Source organism: Gordonia sp. 'Campus' (genome assembly GCF_022206305.1).
Classification (GTDB): Bacteria; Actinomycetota; Actinomycetes; order Mycobacteriales; family Mycobacteriaceae; genus Gordonia.
This window is the reverse complement of sequence record NZ_JAKOIW010000005.1, coordinates 71,626-85,797: the sequence shown is the minus strand read 5'-3', so window position 1 is coordinate 85,797 and position 14,172 is coordinate 71,626. Positions and strand designations below refer to the sequence as shown.

The window sequence follows — 14,172 nt, the reverse complement described above, 5'->3', positions numbered from 1 at the left end:
GATGGGTGCGCAGACAACCCGTGCGAAGGAGTGGTGACCGATGCTCGACCGGATCCGCGATCGAGCGAAGGCCGATCCCCAGAGCCTCGCGCTCGTCGACGATTCCGTATCCCTCACTTGGGATCACGTCGCCGAGACCCTCGCGGCCCTTGCGTCTGCACTGCGCCGTCTCGCACCGGGTCCCGACGATCGAGTGGCCGTGATCGGTGAGAACAGGGCGGAGACCCTGCTCGCCCATGTTGCGGCCATCGGAGCGGGGATCGGGACCGTGGCCGTGTCCCGCCAGTTGACCGCGGGTGAGATGGCCGACCAGTTCGTCGACGCGGGATGCGTCGCGGTCGTGACGGGCCCGGCGGGCCTGGCCGCCGCAGGTGAGGCGGCCGGTACGGCGTCGTTGCGGACGGTCATCACCCACAATCACGAGGGAACGGTCCCGCTCGACGGCCGAGTGGAGCATCTGACGTGGGACGGTCTGCTCACGGGTGAGCCGAGCCCACCGAGTGACCTCGCCGACCGGCCGGCGCGACCGCCGCTCGTCTACACCTCCGGCACCACCGGGCGCGCCCGGGGCACCGAGGTTCGCTGGCTCCCCGGCCACGCGCAGGATGCCGCCGAATTCCAGGCGGCCGTGGCGGCGAGGTCCGGCTACCCGACGGGTGCTCACCTGGTCGTCGGGCCGTTGCAGCACAACGGCCCCCTCACCTCCATCCGGCACCTCCTCTCCGGTGAGCCCGTCGTCATCCTCGGCCGCTTCGACGCCGAGCGGGTCCTCCACCTCATCGACGCCCACTCGGTCACATCGACCCTGATGGTGCCGACCCACTTTCAGCGACTACTCGCGCTGCCGCCGCAGATCCGAGCCCGCTATGACGTCACCGGCCTGCGCTACGTCGCCCACACGGGATCGGCCTGCCCGGCGGATGTGAAGCGGGCGATGATCGACTGGTTCGGGCCTGTTCTGATCGAGTCCTACGGCGGGAGCGAGATCGGCACCGTGTGCAAGATCGACTCCCACGAGTGGCTCGCCCACCCGAGTTCCGTCGGCCGCGTCGTCGAGCCGTTCGAGGTGGTGGTGGTCGGATCGGACGGAGAAGTTCTCGGCCCCGGCGAAACCGGCATCCTGGGGTTCCGCACTCCCCCGGGTCGCGAGGTGGTCTATCACGGCGATCCGGAGAAGACCGCCAAGGCCTACATCCTTCCCGGCGTCGCGACCCTCGGCGACGTGGGTCATGTCGACGAAGACGGGTTCGTGTTCATCACCGACCGGGTGGCCGACATGGTGGTCTCCGGCGGAGTGAACCTCTACCCGGCCGAGAGCGAGCAAGTGCTGCGCAGGCATCCCGACGTCGCCGAGGTCGCGGTCATCGGCGTACCCGACACCGATCTCGGTGAGGCACTGCTGGCCCTGGTCCTCCCCGAGACCGGCGCGACCGTCGACACCGAGTCGCTGCGCGCCTTCGCCAGAGAGTCCATGGCGTCCTACAAGTGCCCGAAACACTATGTCGTCGTCGCGGAATTGGCTCGCAACGCCATGGGCAAGCTCGACAAGAAGGCCCTGCGCCGACCGTATTGGGACTCCGAGCGCACCATCGCCGGTTGACCATCCACCCGAAAGGCACACCCATGATCGAGATCCTGTTCGTCCGGCACGGACAACCGGTCTCCGGCATACGCAATCCCGATCTCGCGCCCGCAGGGATCGACGACGCCCGGCGGTTGGCCACCTGGCTGCGCGGCGAACAGATCGACCTCGTCGTCGCGAGCCCGTACGCCCGCGCATTGCAGACCGCGCAGGTCGTCGCTGCCGAGCTGTCCCGCGACGTGGACCTCGTGCTCGACGACCTCCGCGAATGGGACGACGACATCGCCGCGGAGGACTACACCGCGATCGAGGACATGGCGGCCGACGATCCGCGATTGCTCGCGGTCAGCTCCGGGCGTTACGAGGAGTACGTCCCCTCCCTCGACCTCAGCGGGTTTCGCCGACGAGCCCGCTCCGCGCTCGAGCAACTGTTCGCCCTCCGGCCGAGTGGGCGGATCGTCGCCGTCGCTCACGGCGGGATCATCAACGCCACCCTCGCGGACGTGCTGGAGATGCCGAAGACGTTCTGGCACAACCCCGCCTACACGAGCGTCGCCCGCGTGCGACGACTCGACTCCGGGGTCGTCGTGGTCGATTCCGTCAACGACACGGCTCACCTGCGCGGCGTACCGGTCGCGCCCGAACCGGGCCACCGCACCGAATCCGCATTCGACGCCGAGCCCGCCCGATGAGCACGATGTCGACATCCGATGCCACGGCCACCGTCGATGCCGTGCCCGACACGAACGCCCCTCGCACGGACGTCCCAGACACGATCGTCCCAGACACGATCGCCACCGCGAGCAAGATCATCCTCGTCCGCCATGGCCTCCCCGGCGGGCCGGCCGGGCCGGACCCCGGCCTCGGCGACGAAGGCGTCGGCCAGGCCCGCCGACTCGGCACCTGGCTGCAAGGCCTCCCGGTTGTGCAGGTGGTGGCGAGCTCGTACACGCGCGCCTATGAGACGGCACGTCACGCGGCTGAGCCGCTCGGTCTCGAGGTCATGGTCGACGAACGTCTCCGCGAGTGGGAGAGCGACCGCGCGGTCTATGCCACTCCGGAAGCCATCGCTGCCACCGACCGAGGGCGTGCCTTCGCCGAGGGCCGCTACGACGACTTCATCCCCGACTACGACCGGAACGCCACCGCGGCCCGGATGCGGGATGCGGTCCTCGACGCGGCGCGCTCGGCTCCCGGTGAGCTGTCGGTGCTGGTCTCCCACGGTGGGGCGATCAACACGCTCCTCACCGACATCCTGCAGGCACCGTCGCCGTTCTTCTTCAATCCCGCCTACACATCGGTGAGCCGGGTCGCGGTCCTGGGTTCGGGCCGCATGGTCATCCAGTCGGTGAACGAGACAGCGCACCTCGGCTGAAACGGCTTTCTTTACTTTGATACCTGTTAGGGTTCTTCTCAACAGTGATGTGTGACACACACACTCGCTCGTTTCGAGGAGATCCCATTAGCCATTCCGGCGTCGTGGCGAGTCGTACACTCGCCGATGAATACTCGACCATCGTCCGCAGCCTCTCCGGTCCCGAGTGGTCGGCCCCGAGCCGGTGCGCCGGATGGTCCGTCAAAGACCTTGTGGCACACACCGGCTCGAACTTCGCAGCCATCGTGAACCCGCCCGAGCCCGACCCGAACGTCCCGGCTCCGACGACCGCCGAGGAACTGCAGGAGCGTCTCGTCGACGAGCGCCGCGACTGGGCCCCCACCCGGGTCGCCGACGAGTTCCTCAACACGGTCGGACCGGCCATGGAGGTGCTCTCGGCGATGCAGGCGCCGGAGATCGGTTCCGCCCCGATGACCCTCACCGACCTCGGAACCTATGACAGTCACCAACTCTCGGATGCATTTGCCTTCGACATGTGGTGTCACATGTACGTCGACCTGCTCGCACCCGGCGGTCCGGTGTCGCGACCGGTCGGCGATCCGGACGACGCGGTTCTCGGCGCCGCGATCGGATGGATGCTCGCCGGGCTGCCGCAGATGTGTCCCGACGTCAACGCAGCACTCGGCGGTCGCGCACTCGGGGTGCGGCTGACCGGCCCGGGCGGCGGCGAGTGGACCCTTCGGCCGGGTGAACGACTGCTGACCGTGGACACCGGGCTCGATCGAAGCGACACCGTGATCGATTCCTCGGCAGCCGATTTCGTCCTGTGGGGCACGACCCGGTCACCGTGGCGGCAACACGTGTCGGTCCACGGCGACGAGGCCTATGCGGCAACAGTTCTCGACACGATGGACATCGTCTGAGCGTTCGGCCGCGCCACCCGCGATCGACAACAGAGCCCGGAACGCGACAAGCGTTCCGGGCTCTGCTGATGATCGAGGTCAGTTCAGTGCGACCAGCATCTTGCCGACGTTGCCACCCCCGAGCATCGACAGGAACGCCTCCACCGCGTGGTCGATACCGGTGTGGATGGTGGACTCGGCGACGATCTCACCCGCGGACAGCCACCCGAGCACACGTTCCTCGAACTCGGCCCGCAGGTCCTCATGGTCACGAACAATGAATCCGGTCAACGTGATCCGCTTGAGGATGGCCTGCATCAGGTGGTCCACCGACGGTCCGTCGCCACCGCCGGCGGAGATCATCCCGCACATCGCGACGCGTCCGTTGAGGCGCAGATCATGCAGGGCGGCGACGAGATGCTCCCCGCCGACATTGTCGAAATAGAGATCGATGCCTTCGGAGACCCGGCGCAACCCGTCGGCCACCGACTCGGCGCGGTAGTCGATCGCCGCGTCGAAGCCCAGACGCTCGGTCAGCAGCGCTACCTTCGCCGGTCCACCCGCGCTACCGATGACGCGCCCGGCGCCGAGAAGTTTCGCGAACTGTCCGGCCGCACTGCCGACCGCGCCCGCGGCGGCCGAGACGAAAACGTCGTCCCCCGGACGCAGACCACCGGCACGCAGCAGTCCGCAGTAGGCCGTGAACCCGGGCTGTCCGAGCACACCGAGCCAGTGGTGCAGGTCGACACCGCGCGGATCGATGACAGTGGCCGCGTCGGCATCGACGACAGCCAACTCCCGCCAGCCGAGCCGGTGCCGCACACACGCACCGTCGGGGATGCGCGAGTTGCCGCGGACGACGATGCCGATCGCCGAGCCGTCGAGCGGCGCATCCTCCTGGAAGCTCGTGGTGTAGTGCATCTCCGAGGTGCTCAAGCGCCCGCGCATCGAGGGGTCGACGCTCATGTAGCGGTTCTCCACGACGATCTGGTCGTCGCGGACGGGCCCCAGCTCGGCCTCCCGGACCTCGAAGTTCTCCGTGCGCGGAACCCCGTCGGCGGGCCGCTGCTTCAGAAACACCGCTCGTGTGGTCGTCTCGACCCCGCTCGTCATGACAGCTCCAGGATGGTGACCGTGCCCTTGGAGCCGTCGACCTCGACCAGCGTGCCGTCGGGGATTCTCCGGGTGGCAGCGGGAACACCGGCGGCACAGGGTATCCCGAGCTCGCGGCTGACGATCATCGCGTGCGAACCCATCGCTCCGACGTCGGTGATGGCGGCCGAGGACACCATGAACAGCGGCGTCCACGACGGATCGGTCTGCGGCGCCACCAGAACCTCGTCCACCTCGAAGCTGTCGAGGTCGTCCATCGATGTGATGGTGCGGGTGCGTCCGCGGACCACTCCCGGGGATGCCCCGGACCCGTGCAGGACCTCGCCCTCGGTCACCTCGTCCACCTCGACCTGGTCCTTGCGGCGCAGACCCGACAGCGGGGGAAGCGGCTCACGGGTGTCGAGGAAGGTCGGCAGATCCAGACCGAACAGGCCCTTCCACGCCCGATGCCGTTCGGCAAGCGTCTCGGTCAGTGCGGCCGGCTCGCTGGCCAGGAGGTCCAGCTCGTCGTCGACGGCCATGAAGACGTGATCGGCAGCGGCGAGATGACCCTGCTCGTGCAGCCGTCGCCCGAGCTCGGCCAGCGGCACACGCGCCTCGTGCAAGACCTTGATGCAGTTCGTCTTCGCACGTTCGCGCCAGGCCGCGAAGCGTCGTGCCGAGGCGAGCGCCGCGTCGAGGGTCGCCTGCCCCTCCGCGTCGTCGCCGACGATCGCACGTGCCCGTTCCAGGGCCGAGTCGGTGTCCCCCGCATGCTCGGCGAGACGCGCGGTGGGTGACGCCGAATCCTCCTGCAAGCGCAGGCGGTCGATGAGCCCGAGCACCAGTTCGGGTTTGGTCTCCCACGATGTCGAACCGAGGTCCCATTCGTTGGGGCCCCGGTAGCCGAACTCGGCGATGAAGTCGGCGAAGGAGGCGTCGAACTTGGGGTCGATCCCGCGCACCCGAGCGGCGATGCCGTCGATCCCCTGGTCGAATGCCTCGGTCAGGCGCTCGTCGGCGCGCACCATCCGGCCCAGCTCCCAGAGCGCGAACGACGGCAGCGCCGAGTCGACGTCGCCCGCCGAGCCCACCAGCGTGACGATGAGGTCCTGGTTGTCGGCTCCGAGAAGTTGACCGAGTACCGACGGGCCGACCGCCGCCCCGTTCGTCGCGGCCACCTCACCCCGCCATGCGGCCCGCTCGAGGGGCATGACCGACCGTGCGCGCGCGACGAGTGCGACCGGGGTCAGGCTCGACAGGTCGGGACGCTCGGTGCGCAGCCGATCGGCCAGCACGCGGTCCTCGTCGAGTTCCGGGAAGGTCTCGGTGGACAGAATCCAGGCGTTGCGCGCGGCCAGGCGCGCACTGGCGTCGGCGTTTTCGTCGTCGGGGTGCCCGACATACTCGGGGATGTCCGGATCGCCCCCGTAGAACAGCTGATCCACGAGCTCGACCGACAGGCCGCCGCGGATTCCCACGAGCCGCGACATCGACAGGTTGATGTACAGATGCCCGTAGAAGATTCCCGACGAGGCGGCGACGTCCGGCTTCTCCACGAGCGAGTAGCTCCCGTGGAAGGCGTAACCGGCGTTCCATCCGGGCAGGATGTTCTGAATCCACCCGAGGTCGGCGCCCAGCGGCGTGATGGGATCGGACAGCACATCGCTGGCATTGAGCCGCGTGTAGATGGGTAGACGTGCACTCGGTTCGGTGTCGACCAACCAGCGCTGTTCGGACATGTCGTTCTCGTCTCTGCTGGGACCGCATGGGATGAGCGGCCATAGTTTCTTGACAGGGTATACACGTGGGCTGTGATGTGTGACACTCTACCTGCAAGACTGTAGGCATTGGCAAGTAAGTCGTCTCGGTCTCTCGTACAGGAAGCAAGGAGACGTTCGATGAAGTTGCAGGACAAAGTTGTTGCCGTCACCGGCGGAACGCAGGGAATCGGCCGTGGGATCGCCGAGGCAGCACTCGCGGAGGGTGCGAAGGTCGCCCTGAACGGCCGGTCGAAGGAGAAAGGGGATAAAGCTCTCGCCGATCTCGGGGTGGGCGATCGCGCCGCCTTCTTCGCCGGCGACGTCACCCTGCAGGCCGACGTCGAGGACTTCATCGAGCAGACCGTGAACACCTTTGGACGCATCGACGTCCTGGTGAACAACGCCGGTGGCGCGAACGACCTACAGCCCACGGCGCAGCTCTCCGACGAGGAGTGGAACCTCGTGATGAACTGGAACCTGAACTCCAACTTCTGGGCCACCCGCCGCGCGCTCCAACACATGATCCCGCAGTCGTATGGGCGCATCATCAACATCTCCTCGGTCGAGGGCAAGCAGGGCAAGCCGGTGTTCACGGCCTACGTCGCCGCAAAGCACGCGATCAACGGCATGACCAAATCGATTGCGCGCGAGGTGGGTACGCAGGGCATCACGGTCAATGCGATCTGCCCGGGGCTCGTCATCACCGACATCATCAAGAACAACGGCCCGCAGACCGCGGCGGCGATGGGCATGAGCTTCGAGGAGATGGTGGACCTCTTCGCCCAGGAGTCCGCCATCAAGCGGCCCAACACCGTCGAAGAGGTCTCCGCCATGGCGATGCTTCTCGCGTCGGACGCCGGCGCGGGAATCACCGGTGCCATCCTCAGCGTCGACGGCGGTACCGCCTCCTACTGAGCACCACTGCTCCCTGAGGTGCGAGCGAAGCGCGCCCTCCCCCGCTCCCTGAGGTGTGAGGAGCGTTAGCGACGAGCCACGAAGGGCGAGTGGGTATCTCGCCTGCCCTTCGTGGCTCGCTTCGCTCGCACCTCAGGGAGCAGGACGGGGGCTCGCTCGCACCTCAGGGAGCAGGACGGGGGCTCGCTCCGCACACCAGAGGGAGCAGGGGAACAGCCACTTCGGGGTTGACCCCTCAGACGGTCCCGCGCACCGCCCAGGCCACGCAGCGCTCGAGGATCGTGCGGAACTCCGGGATGTCCCAACTGCCGCGGTCGACGCGGCCGAGGTCGTCGATGCCGAGGTCCTGCACGTCGAACCTGCCCCGGCAGTGCCCGAGGGTGAAGTAGCAGACGGTCCCGGGGTCGTGGTGCTTGAGGTAGAGCACCGGGCGGGGTTCGTCGGTCGAGGTGTGTCCCTCGTCGAATCCGGTTGACTCTCCGACGAAATGGGTGTGTGCGAGCACCTCGATCGGCTCGAACAGCTCGCTCACGTAGAGTTCGTCGACGGCGTCGAAGTCGTCGACGCCCGCCACCAACGGGTGGTCCCGGTCGGAGATCTCGACGCGGTAGGGCGCAATCGGCGGATGACCGAGGAACTGACTGCCGACCAGCGCGGGCAACACCCCCATGGATCGCGGTGTCACATAACGGCTTGCCGACCCCGGCGGGGTGGGTTCGATGGCCGAGTTGGTCGCGTGCAGGGCCAGCCAGCGGCCACCCCGCGCCAGGAAGCGCGTCAACGCATCCTGAGCGGCGTCGTCCGGAATCCGGTTGCAGGTGTAGGTGATCAGCAGGTCCGCGGCGTCGAGGGCGGATACACACTCATAGTCCTCGAACACCCGGGTGCGCACCGTCTCGTACTCGCCGAGCAGTCCGAGGATCTGCAACCGGGCGTGATCGAAGTCGTGCCACTGCCCGCCGCAGATGACGACCGCATCGAGGCGGCCGGCCGGTCCGGCCATCGTGGGCTCCTCCGTCCTCAGGCGTGCGCGTGGAGCGGCTTGCCGGCCAGGGCCAGATGGGCTTCGCCCAGCGCCTCGGCCTGGGTCGGGTGCGCGTGCACCAGGTTCGCGACGTCGTCCGCGTTCGCTTCCCAGTTGTAGATGAGCTGCGCCTCGCCGATCAGTTCACCGACACGGTCTCCGACGAGGTGGATGCCCACCACCGGACCGTCGGCGCCCGCCCGGATCAGCTTGACCCCGCCCGCGGTCTGCAATATCCGACTCTTCCCGTTGCCGCCGAGATCATAGACGGCGGTGGTGATCTCGCCGTACCGTTCCGCCGCCTCCGCCTCGGTGAGGCCGACGGAGGCCACCTCCGGATGCGAATACGTCACCCGCGGGATTCCGGAGTCCGCCACGGGCGCGCAGTCGAGGCCGGCCAGCTGTTCGGCGACGAAGATGCCGTTGCCGAAACCGCGGTGGGCGAGTTGGGGTCCCGGAACGATGTCGCCGATCGCGTAGACGCCGGGCACCTCGGTCTGCAACCACTCGTCGACCACGACGAAGCCGCGGTCGAGTCCCACACCGGCCTCTTCGAGACCCAATCCGGCAGTGCGCGGTCCCCGACCCACGGCCACCAGCATCACGTCCGCGTGCAGTTGCGCCGACTCGCCGGCGAGCTCGACGACCACCCCGGACTCGGCGGTGCCGGCGGACGACACCATGGCCCCGGTCCGAATGGTGATGCCACGCTTGCGGAAGGCTCGCGTCAGTTGTTTCGACGACCACTCGTCCTCGGTCGGCAACAACCGGGGTGCGGCCTCCACGACCGTGACCTCCACGCCGAGCGACGCCCACAGACTGGCGAACTCACACCCGATGACGCCGCCGCCGAGGACGATCGCGGTCGCGGGGATCGAATCGAGCTCCAGCGCAAGGTCGCTCGTCATGATCGGGCCGCCGATCTCCACGCCCGGTAGGGTCCGCGATTGGGAACCGGTCGCGAGGACCAGGGCCTCACCGTGGACACGGGTCGTCCCGCCGTCGGCGAGCTCGACCTCGACGGTCCGCTCACCGGATACCCGTCCGAACCCGCGGACCACCCGGATCCGACGCGACGAGATGAGGCCCTCGAGCCCTCGGTGCAGGCCGTCGACGACCTTCTGCTTGTACGCATGGACTGCGGTGATGTCGATGCCGTCAAGAGACGCCTTGATCCCGAAATCTGCGGCGTGACGCACGGATTCGGCGATGCCGGCGGCATGGAGCAACGCCTTGGTCGGGATGCACCCGTTGTGCAGACATGTGCCGCCGAGCTTGTCGGACTCCACGAGGACGACCGACATGCCGAGTTGCGCTGCGCGCAGGGCACACGAGTAACCGCCCGACCCGCCACCCAGGACGACGACGTCCACAGTCTCGGTCGTGCCGGTCTTCTCCGGGTCCGTGCTCATGTCAGAAGTCGAATCGGTTGGTGAAGCCGCCGTCGATCACGACATTGGTACCCGTGATGTGTCCGGCGGCCGGCGACGCGAGGAAGGTCACGGCGTTCGCGACGTCCTCGGCCGAGGCGAACTTGCCGAGCGCCGCCGCAGACATCGCCGCGTCGTACAGCTGCGGTCGCTGTTCCTTGATGGTGTCCCAGGGGCCGCCTTCGAAATACACCGGGCCGGGCGAGACCGCGTTGACCCGAATACCTTTCGGCCCCAGGGCGCGAGCCTGCGCCGACGAGTGTTGCAACACGGCGGCCTTCAGTGCCCCGTAGCTGTTGGCGGTGGTGATGGGGCCGGCCTCGATGGCCGAGGTCGTGCTGATGGTCACGACCGAGGCTGCGGAGCTCTGCTCCAGGTGCGGTGTTGCGGCCTCGATGAAGTTCACGAGGCTCATGAGGTCGACGTTGAAGCTGTTCTCCCACGCCTCACGTCCCTTGCCGGTCATCGCAGACGCGTTGACGATGACGATGTCGATGCCGCCGAGTGCGTCGGCAGCCTCGGTGACGAAGGAGCTCACCGCTTCGGACTCACCGACATCGACGGCCTTCCAGAACACCGTGCCGGTTTCCGACAGCTCGTCGGCAACGGTCTTGAGCTGGTCTTCGCCACGGGCGCAGATGCCCACCGAGGCACCTTCGGCGAGGAGACTCTTGGCGATGGCCAGGCCGATACCCTTGCTCGCACCGCTGATGAGGGCGCGCTTTCCGCTTAGGTCGAGATCCATGTCGGGTCCTTCTTGTCGTGTCGGTGATCAGGTCGGTGGATGACTGTCGAGGGGCTAGAGATTCATCGCCCCGACGGAGGTCTGGAAGTCGAGGACGTGGCCGAAGTCGTTGATCGACTGGACGGCACGTCGGGTGTCGGCGCCGCGGAGCACGCTGACCGAGGTGTGGTGGACGCGGACGGGCATGTCGAAACCACTCGCGAGCGCGTCCGCGAGTACCGCGTTGATGACGCCGCTGTGGCAGGTGATGACCACCCGCTGGCCGAGATGGGCGTCGACGATGAGCCCGACCTCACCGAGTACCCGCTCGCGGAACGCCACCGGGTCCTCGGCGTAGGGGAACGCCTCGTACTTGCGAGTTCGGATGTGGTCGCGGAAGATTCGCGAGATCTCGTCGTGGGGCAGCGTCTCGAAGGGCGACTGATCTGCCGGGAAACTCTGCCACGGTTCATATTCGGTGAGCCCTTCACGGACGACCGGCTCGATGCCGTGATGCTCGGCGATCGCACGTCCGGTGTCGAGGGCCCGGCGCAGTGGAGAGCTGTAGATCGCGTCGACGGCATGGGTCGCCAGCCGCTGGGCGACCGCCCGGACCTGACGTTGTCCGAGCTCGGAGAGCGGCGGGTCCACGGTCTGCGCCGCGCTCAGTTCCTTGCTGAGGGCCTGCTCGCCGTGCCGGATGAGCACCAACTCGCACAGGCCGTCCAGCGGGGCGAACGGGTTGTCGAGGTCGATCGAGCGCGCACGGGTCTGATTGGGCACGCCCCCAGTGAACCATAAACTGAGGCCGCTATAAAGATACTCCGCTGATATCCCAGCTCATCGGAGCGAAAAGCCTGTGGGGCTATAGGCGGCGACCCGCGAGGTCACACACTCGCGATGTCGGTGGCGAGTTCGCGCACCTCGTCGGAGAAGCGGCGTCGGCCCAGATTCGCGAGCACGATGTCCTCGGTGAGCCATGAGGACGCGGACACCTCGAGGAGACTCGACAGGGCAGTCGCCGCGGCGGCCTGCTTGGCCTTCGACGTGATCCGGTCGCGCACCCGCAGTTCGGCGGAGAAGATCGCCAGCATCTCCAGCCGGACCTCCCGACGCAGCGCCTCGATCGACAGACTCCAACCCGGTGACCGCACGAAATAGACCAGCGAGGCGGCGCGGTGGGCGTCGGTCCACTCGAGCACGGACACGATGACGTCGCCGAGGGTGGCGTCCGGGTCTCCATCGATCTCGGTCCGGAGCTGGGTCAGCATCTGTTCGGCGAACAGGCGCAGGCCCCCGAGCAGCACTTCCTCCTTGGACGGATAGTGGTAGTAGACCGCCGCCGAGGTCATCTGCGCCTCGGCTGCGATGTCGGCGACGGTCACATCCTCGATCGAGCGCATGGAGTAGAGGTGCATGGCCGCTTCGACCACGACGTCGCGCCGGGAGGGGCGGTGAGCTGCCCGCTTGGCGCCCGTCCCCGTCCCGCTCGCGGCCGGAGTTCCTGCGGCGCCGCGGCGACTAGAGGGAGTCCGGCCAGAAGGAGTCCGGCCAGAGGGAGTTCGGCCTGAAGAATTCTTGCCCGCCATGCGATAGATCATGACAGCATCGGGACCTGCAAACCGCTGTGCCATCCTGTTGGCACCCCGTTGTCGACGCCAGAGGTCGTACCGCGGGCAGACGACCACCAGGTAACGGGAAGGAGGACGAGTGGCGAGATCGAGGCGAACCGATCCGACGACGGACCGCGCGGCGGACCCCGGGGCACCGGATTCGGGCGCGACCGGACCGGACGCGGACTGGCTCGGCTGGGACTCGTCGCCGGCCGCCGACGATGTGGCCTTCGACGATGGCGTCGAGCCCGACGCCGCCCGGGAGGTGCCGGCTGACGAATCGTCGACATCCCCGCCGGAAGCCTCCCCCGAACCCGCGCCCACCGGCGGCGGCAACGGCAACGGCACGACCGCACATCGCCCGTCGCGACGGCATCTGATCGTCAAGGCCGCCGTGCGGGTCTTCTCTCGAAAGGGCTTCGCCGAAGCCTCCATCCAGGAGATCGCCACCGAGGCGGGGATGGTGCCGACCGCGGTCTACTACCATTTCGCGAGCAAAGAGGAGCTGTTCGAGAGCGCGCTGGGTTACGCCATGGACGCGAGTTCGGCGGCAGCCCAGTCGGCCCGCCCCGATGATGTGTCGGCGGGCCCGGACACGTTCAAGGACGTCGTCTCCGCGGTGTGGGACTGGACCGCCGAGCACCCGAATTCGGCACGCATGCTGTTCCTGCAGATGGCGGGCGGTGCAACACCCGGCACCCGACTGCTGGCCAAGGAATACGAGGAACGCCACATCCGGCGTGCGTTCGACTACTTCCCCGCCGGTGAGGATCCGCCGAACCGGCGCGCGGCAACCGCCCAGCACGCCGCCCGCACGCTGCGGGTCCGGACCATGATCGCGATGACCATCGCCATCCAGCCGCTGCGTATCGAGGGCGGCCCGTTGTCGGACATACCCGTGACCAGCTTGCGCACCGCGACCACCGACGTCTGCACGAAGATGATCGAAGGACGCTGACCACCCCGGTAGCCGGACTGCAGTAACTTGATCGAAGACACAGTTACTTCGATGCTGGTTGGAGTCCCTCATGCGCATCCTCGCGGTCACCGGCGGCCATTCCTTCGACCGGACGGCCTTCGCCGCCTTCGCCGAGTCCCTGCCGGGTGAGGTCACCTGGCTCGAACACCCCGATGCCGAGATCGGCCCGGATCGACTCGCGGTTTTCGACGCATCCCTGCACTACGACATGCCCGGGACGCTGCCCGAGCCGCATGAACCGCCGGATGCATTGCGCGCGTGCCTGCGGGACGCACCCCGGACCGGCCACGGTTATGTGGTCTTGCACCACGCCATCGCCAGCTGGGCGACCTGGGACGAGTGGGCGGAGTTCGTCGGCGGACGCTATCTCTACTGGCCCGGGACCGTCCGCGGCGAAGAACGCCCCGATTCGGGGTACCGGCACGCTGTGGCACAGCGAATCTCCGTCGTCGACGACGAACACCCGGTCGTCGCCGGCCTGCCCACTCATCTCGATCTCGTCGACGAGACGTATCTGTGCGAGGTGTTCGAGGATTCGGTGACCCCGCTGCTGCGGACTGATGCGCCGATGACCGAGGACGTGCACTTCTCCACCGCACTCGCCATGTCCGGCCGGCGTGACGAGCGGGCGGGCTGGCACCACGAACCCGGCTCGTCGCTGGTCGGATGGTCCCGCACCAACGGACGGTCGCGACTGGTCTACCTGCAACCGGGCGACACCGCCGCAACGCTCGGCGACCCGCACTACCGCACACTGGTCGCGAACGCGCTGACCTGGGTCGCGCGTCGACGCTAACCTTTTTTGACAGTCG

Annotated in this window: 14 protein-coding genes; 7 read left to right on the top strand and 7 right to left on the bottom strand. The window is 67.7% G+C overall.

What is annotated here, in order from left to right:
• The first annotated feature begins 40 nt into the window (after positions 1-40).
• The 4 genes from MAY35_RS07390 to MAY35_RS07375 all read left to right on the top strand — a co-directional run bounded on the left by MAY35_RS07390 (position 41) and on the right by MAY35_RS07375 (position 3,841).
• Complete coding sequence (locus MAY35_RS07390) at positions 41-1,600, top strand: AMP-binding protein (RefSeq protein WP_238420284.1); 1,560 nt, start codon at positions 41-43, stop codon at positions 1,598-1,600.
• A gap of 23 nt (positions 1,601-1,623) precedes the next feature.
• Positions 1,624-2,274 (top strand): histidine phosphatase family protein, encoded by a 651-nt coding sequence (locus MAY35_RS07385; RefSeq protein WP_238420282.1) that lies wholly within the window; start codon positions 1,624-1,626, stop codon positions 2,272-2,274.
• Between the two features lie 5 nt (positions 2,275-2,279).
• A complete protein-coding gene (locus tag MAY35_RS07380; protein WP_238420280.1) occupies positions 2,280-2,957 on the top strand; it encodes a histidine phosphatase family protein in 678 nt (225 codons plus the stop codon).
• Positions 2,958-3,061: 104 nt separating this feature from the next.
• Positions 3,062-3,841, top strand: coding sequence for a maleylpyruvate isomerase family mycothiol-dependent enzyme (locus tag MAY35_RS07375; RefSeq protein WP_238420279.1), 780 nt, complete (start codon positions 3,062-3,064; stop codon positions 3,839-3,841).
• A 78-nt stretch (positions 3,842-3,919) separates the two neighbouring features.
• Here MAY35_RS07375 and MAY35_RS07370 read toward each other — a convergent pair whose 3' ends face one another.
• A complete protein-coding gene (locus MAY35_RS07370) occupies positions 3,920-4,933 on the bottom strand; it encodes an NADP-dependent oxidoreductase (RefSeq protein ID WP_238420278.1) in 1,014 nt (337 codons plus the stop codon).
• Positions 4,930-6,654 (bottom strand): PEP-utilizing enzyme, encoded by a 1,725-nt coding sequence (locus MAY35_RS07365; RefSeq protein WP_238420277.1) that lies wholly within the window; start codon positions 6,652-6,654, stop codon positions 4,930-4,932. The genes MAY35_RS07370 and MAY35_RS07365 overlap by 4 nt, the downstream gene beginning before the upstream one ends.
• 159 nt (positions 6,655-6,813) lie before the next feature.
• Here MAY35_RS07365 and MAY35_RS07360 point away from each other — a divergent pair, with 159 nt between their 5' ends.
• Complete coding sequence (locus MAY35_RS07360; RefSeq protein WP_238420276.1) at positions 6,814-7,590, top strand: SDR family NAD(P)-dependent oxidoreductase; 777 nt, start codon at positions 6,814-6,816, stop codon at positions 7,588-7,590.
• Positions 7,591-7,825: 235 nt separating this feature from the next.
• Here MAY35_RS07360 and MAY35_RS07355 read toward each other — a convergent pair whose 3' ends face one another.
• The 5 genes from MAY35_RS07355 to MAY35_RS07335 all read right to left on the bottom strand — a co-directional run bounded on the left by MAY35_RS07355 (position 7,826) and on the right by MAY35_RS07335 (position 12,186).
• The gene (locus tag MAY35_RS07355; RefSeq protein WP_238420275.1) at positions 7,826-8,593 is read right to left on the bottom strand and encodes a ThuA domain-containing protein; all 768 of its coding nucleotides are present in this window, start codon (positions 8,591-8,593) and stop codon (positions 7,826-7,828) included.
• Between the two features lie 17 nt (positions 8,594-8,610).
• Positions 8,611-10,026 carry a dihydrolipoyl dehydrogenase gene (gene lpdA, locus MAY35_RS07350; RefSeq protein WP_238420274.1) on the bottom strand — a complete coding sequence of 472 codons (1,416 nt, stop codon included), beginning with the start codon at positions 10,024-10,026 and terminating at the stop codon, positions 8,611-8,613.
• Between the two features lies 1 nt (position 10,027).
• Positions 10,028-10,789 (bottom strand): SDR family NAD(P)-dependent oxidoreductase, encoded by a 762-nt coding sequence (locus MAY35_RS07345; protein ID WP_238420273.1) that lies wholly within the window; start codon positions 10,787-10,789, stop codon positions 10,028-10,030.
• Positions 10,790-10,843: 54 nt separating this feature from the next.
• On the bottom strand, positions 10,844-11,551 hold the full coding sequence (locus tag MAY35_RS07340; RefSeq protein WP_238420272.1) for a histidine phosphatase family protein: 708 nt from the start codon (positions 11,549-11,551) through the stop codon (positions 10,844-10,846).
• A gap of 104 nt (positions 11,552-11,655) precedes the next feature.
• The gene (locus MAY35_RS07335; RefSeq protein WP_281063109.1) at positions 11,656-12,186 is read right to left on the bottom strand and encodes a TetR/AcrR family transcriptional regulator; all 531 of its coding nucleotides are present in this window, start codon (positions 12,184-12,186) and stop codon (positions 11,656-11,658) included.
• A gap of 292 nt (positions 12,187-12,478) precedes the next feature.
• Between MAY35_RS07335 and MAY35_RS07330 the strand changes: the two genes are divergently transcribed.
• Together MAY35_RS07330 and MAY35_RS07325 are read left to right on the top strand one after the other, a co-directional pair.
• Positions 12,479-13,339 carry a TetR/AcrR family transcriptional regulator gene (locus MAY35_RS07330; protein WP_238420270.1) on the top strand — a complete coding sequence of 287 codons (861 nt, stop codon included), beginning with the start codon at positions 12,479-12,481 and terminating at the stop codon, positions 13,337-13,339.
• A gap of 70 nt (positions 13,340-13,409) precedes the next feature.
• Entirely contained in the window at positions 13,410-14,156 is a 747-nt protein-coding gene (locus MAY35_RS07325) for a ThuA domain-containing protein (RefSeq protein ID WP_238420269.1), read from the top strand.
• Positions 14,157-14,172 lie beyond the last annotated feature (16 nt).

Coding starts and splice junctions, on each gene's coding strand:
- MAY35_RS07390 (WP_238420284.1), top strand. CDS start 41: ATGCTCGACCGGATCCGCGATCGAGCGAAGGCCGATCCCCAGAGCCTC.
- MAY35_RS07385 (WP_238420282.1), top strand. CDS start 1,624: ATGATCGAGATCCTGTTCGTCCGGCACGGACAACCGGTCTCCGGCATA.
- MAY35_RS07380 (WP_238420280.1), top strand. CDS start 2,280: ATGTCGACATCCGATGCCACGGCCACCGTCGATGCCGTGCCCGACACG.
- MAY35_RS07370 (WP_238420278.1), bottom strand. CDS start 4,933: ATGACGAGCGGGGTCGAGACGACCACACGAGCGGTGTTTCTGAAGCAG.
- MAY35_RS07365 (WP_238420277.1), bottom strand. CDS start 6,654: ATGTCCGAACAGCGCTGGTTGGTCGACACCGAACCGAGTGCACGTCTA.
- MAY35_RS07360 (WP_238420276.1), top strand. CDS start 6,814: ATGAAGTTGCAGGACAAAGTTGTTGCCGTCACCGGCGGAACGCAGGGA.
- MAY35_RS07355 (WP_238420275.1), bottom strand. CDS start 8,593: ATGGCCGGACCGGCCGGCCGCCTCGATGCGGTCGTCATCTGCGGCGGG.
- lpdA (WP_238420274.1), bottom strand. CDS start 10,026: ATGAGCACGGACCCGGAGAAGACCGGCACGACCGAGACTGTGGACGTC.
- MAY35_RS07345 (WP_238420273.1), bottom strand. CDS start 10,789: ATGGATCTCGACCTAAGCGGAAAGCGCGCCCTCATCAGCGGTGCGAGC.
- MAY35_RS07335 (WP_281063109.1), bottom strand. CDS start 12,186: ATGCACCTCTACTCCATGCGCTCGATCGAGGATGTGACCGTCGCCGAC.
- MAY35_RS07325 (WP_238420269.1), top strand. CDS start 13,410: ATGCGCATCCTCGCGGTCACCGGCGGCCATTCCTTCGACCGGACGGCC.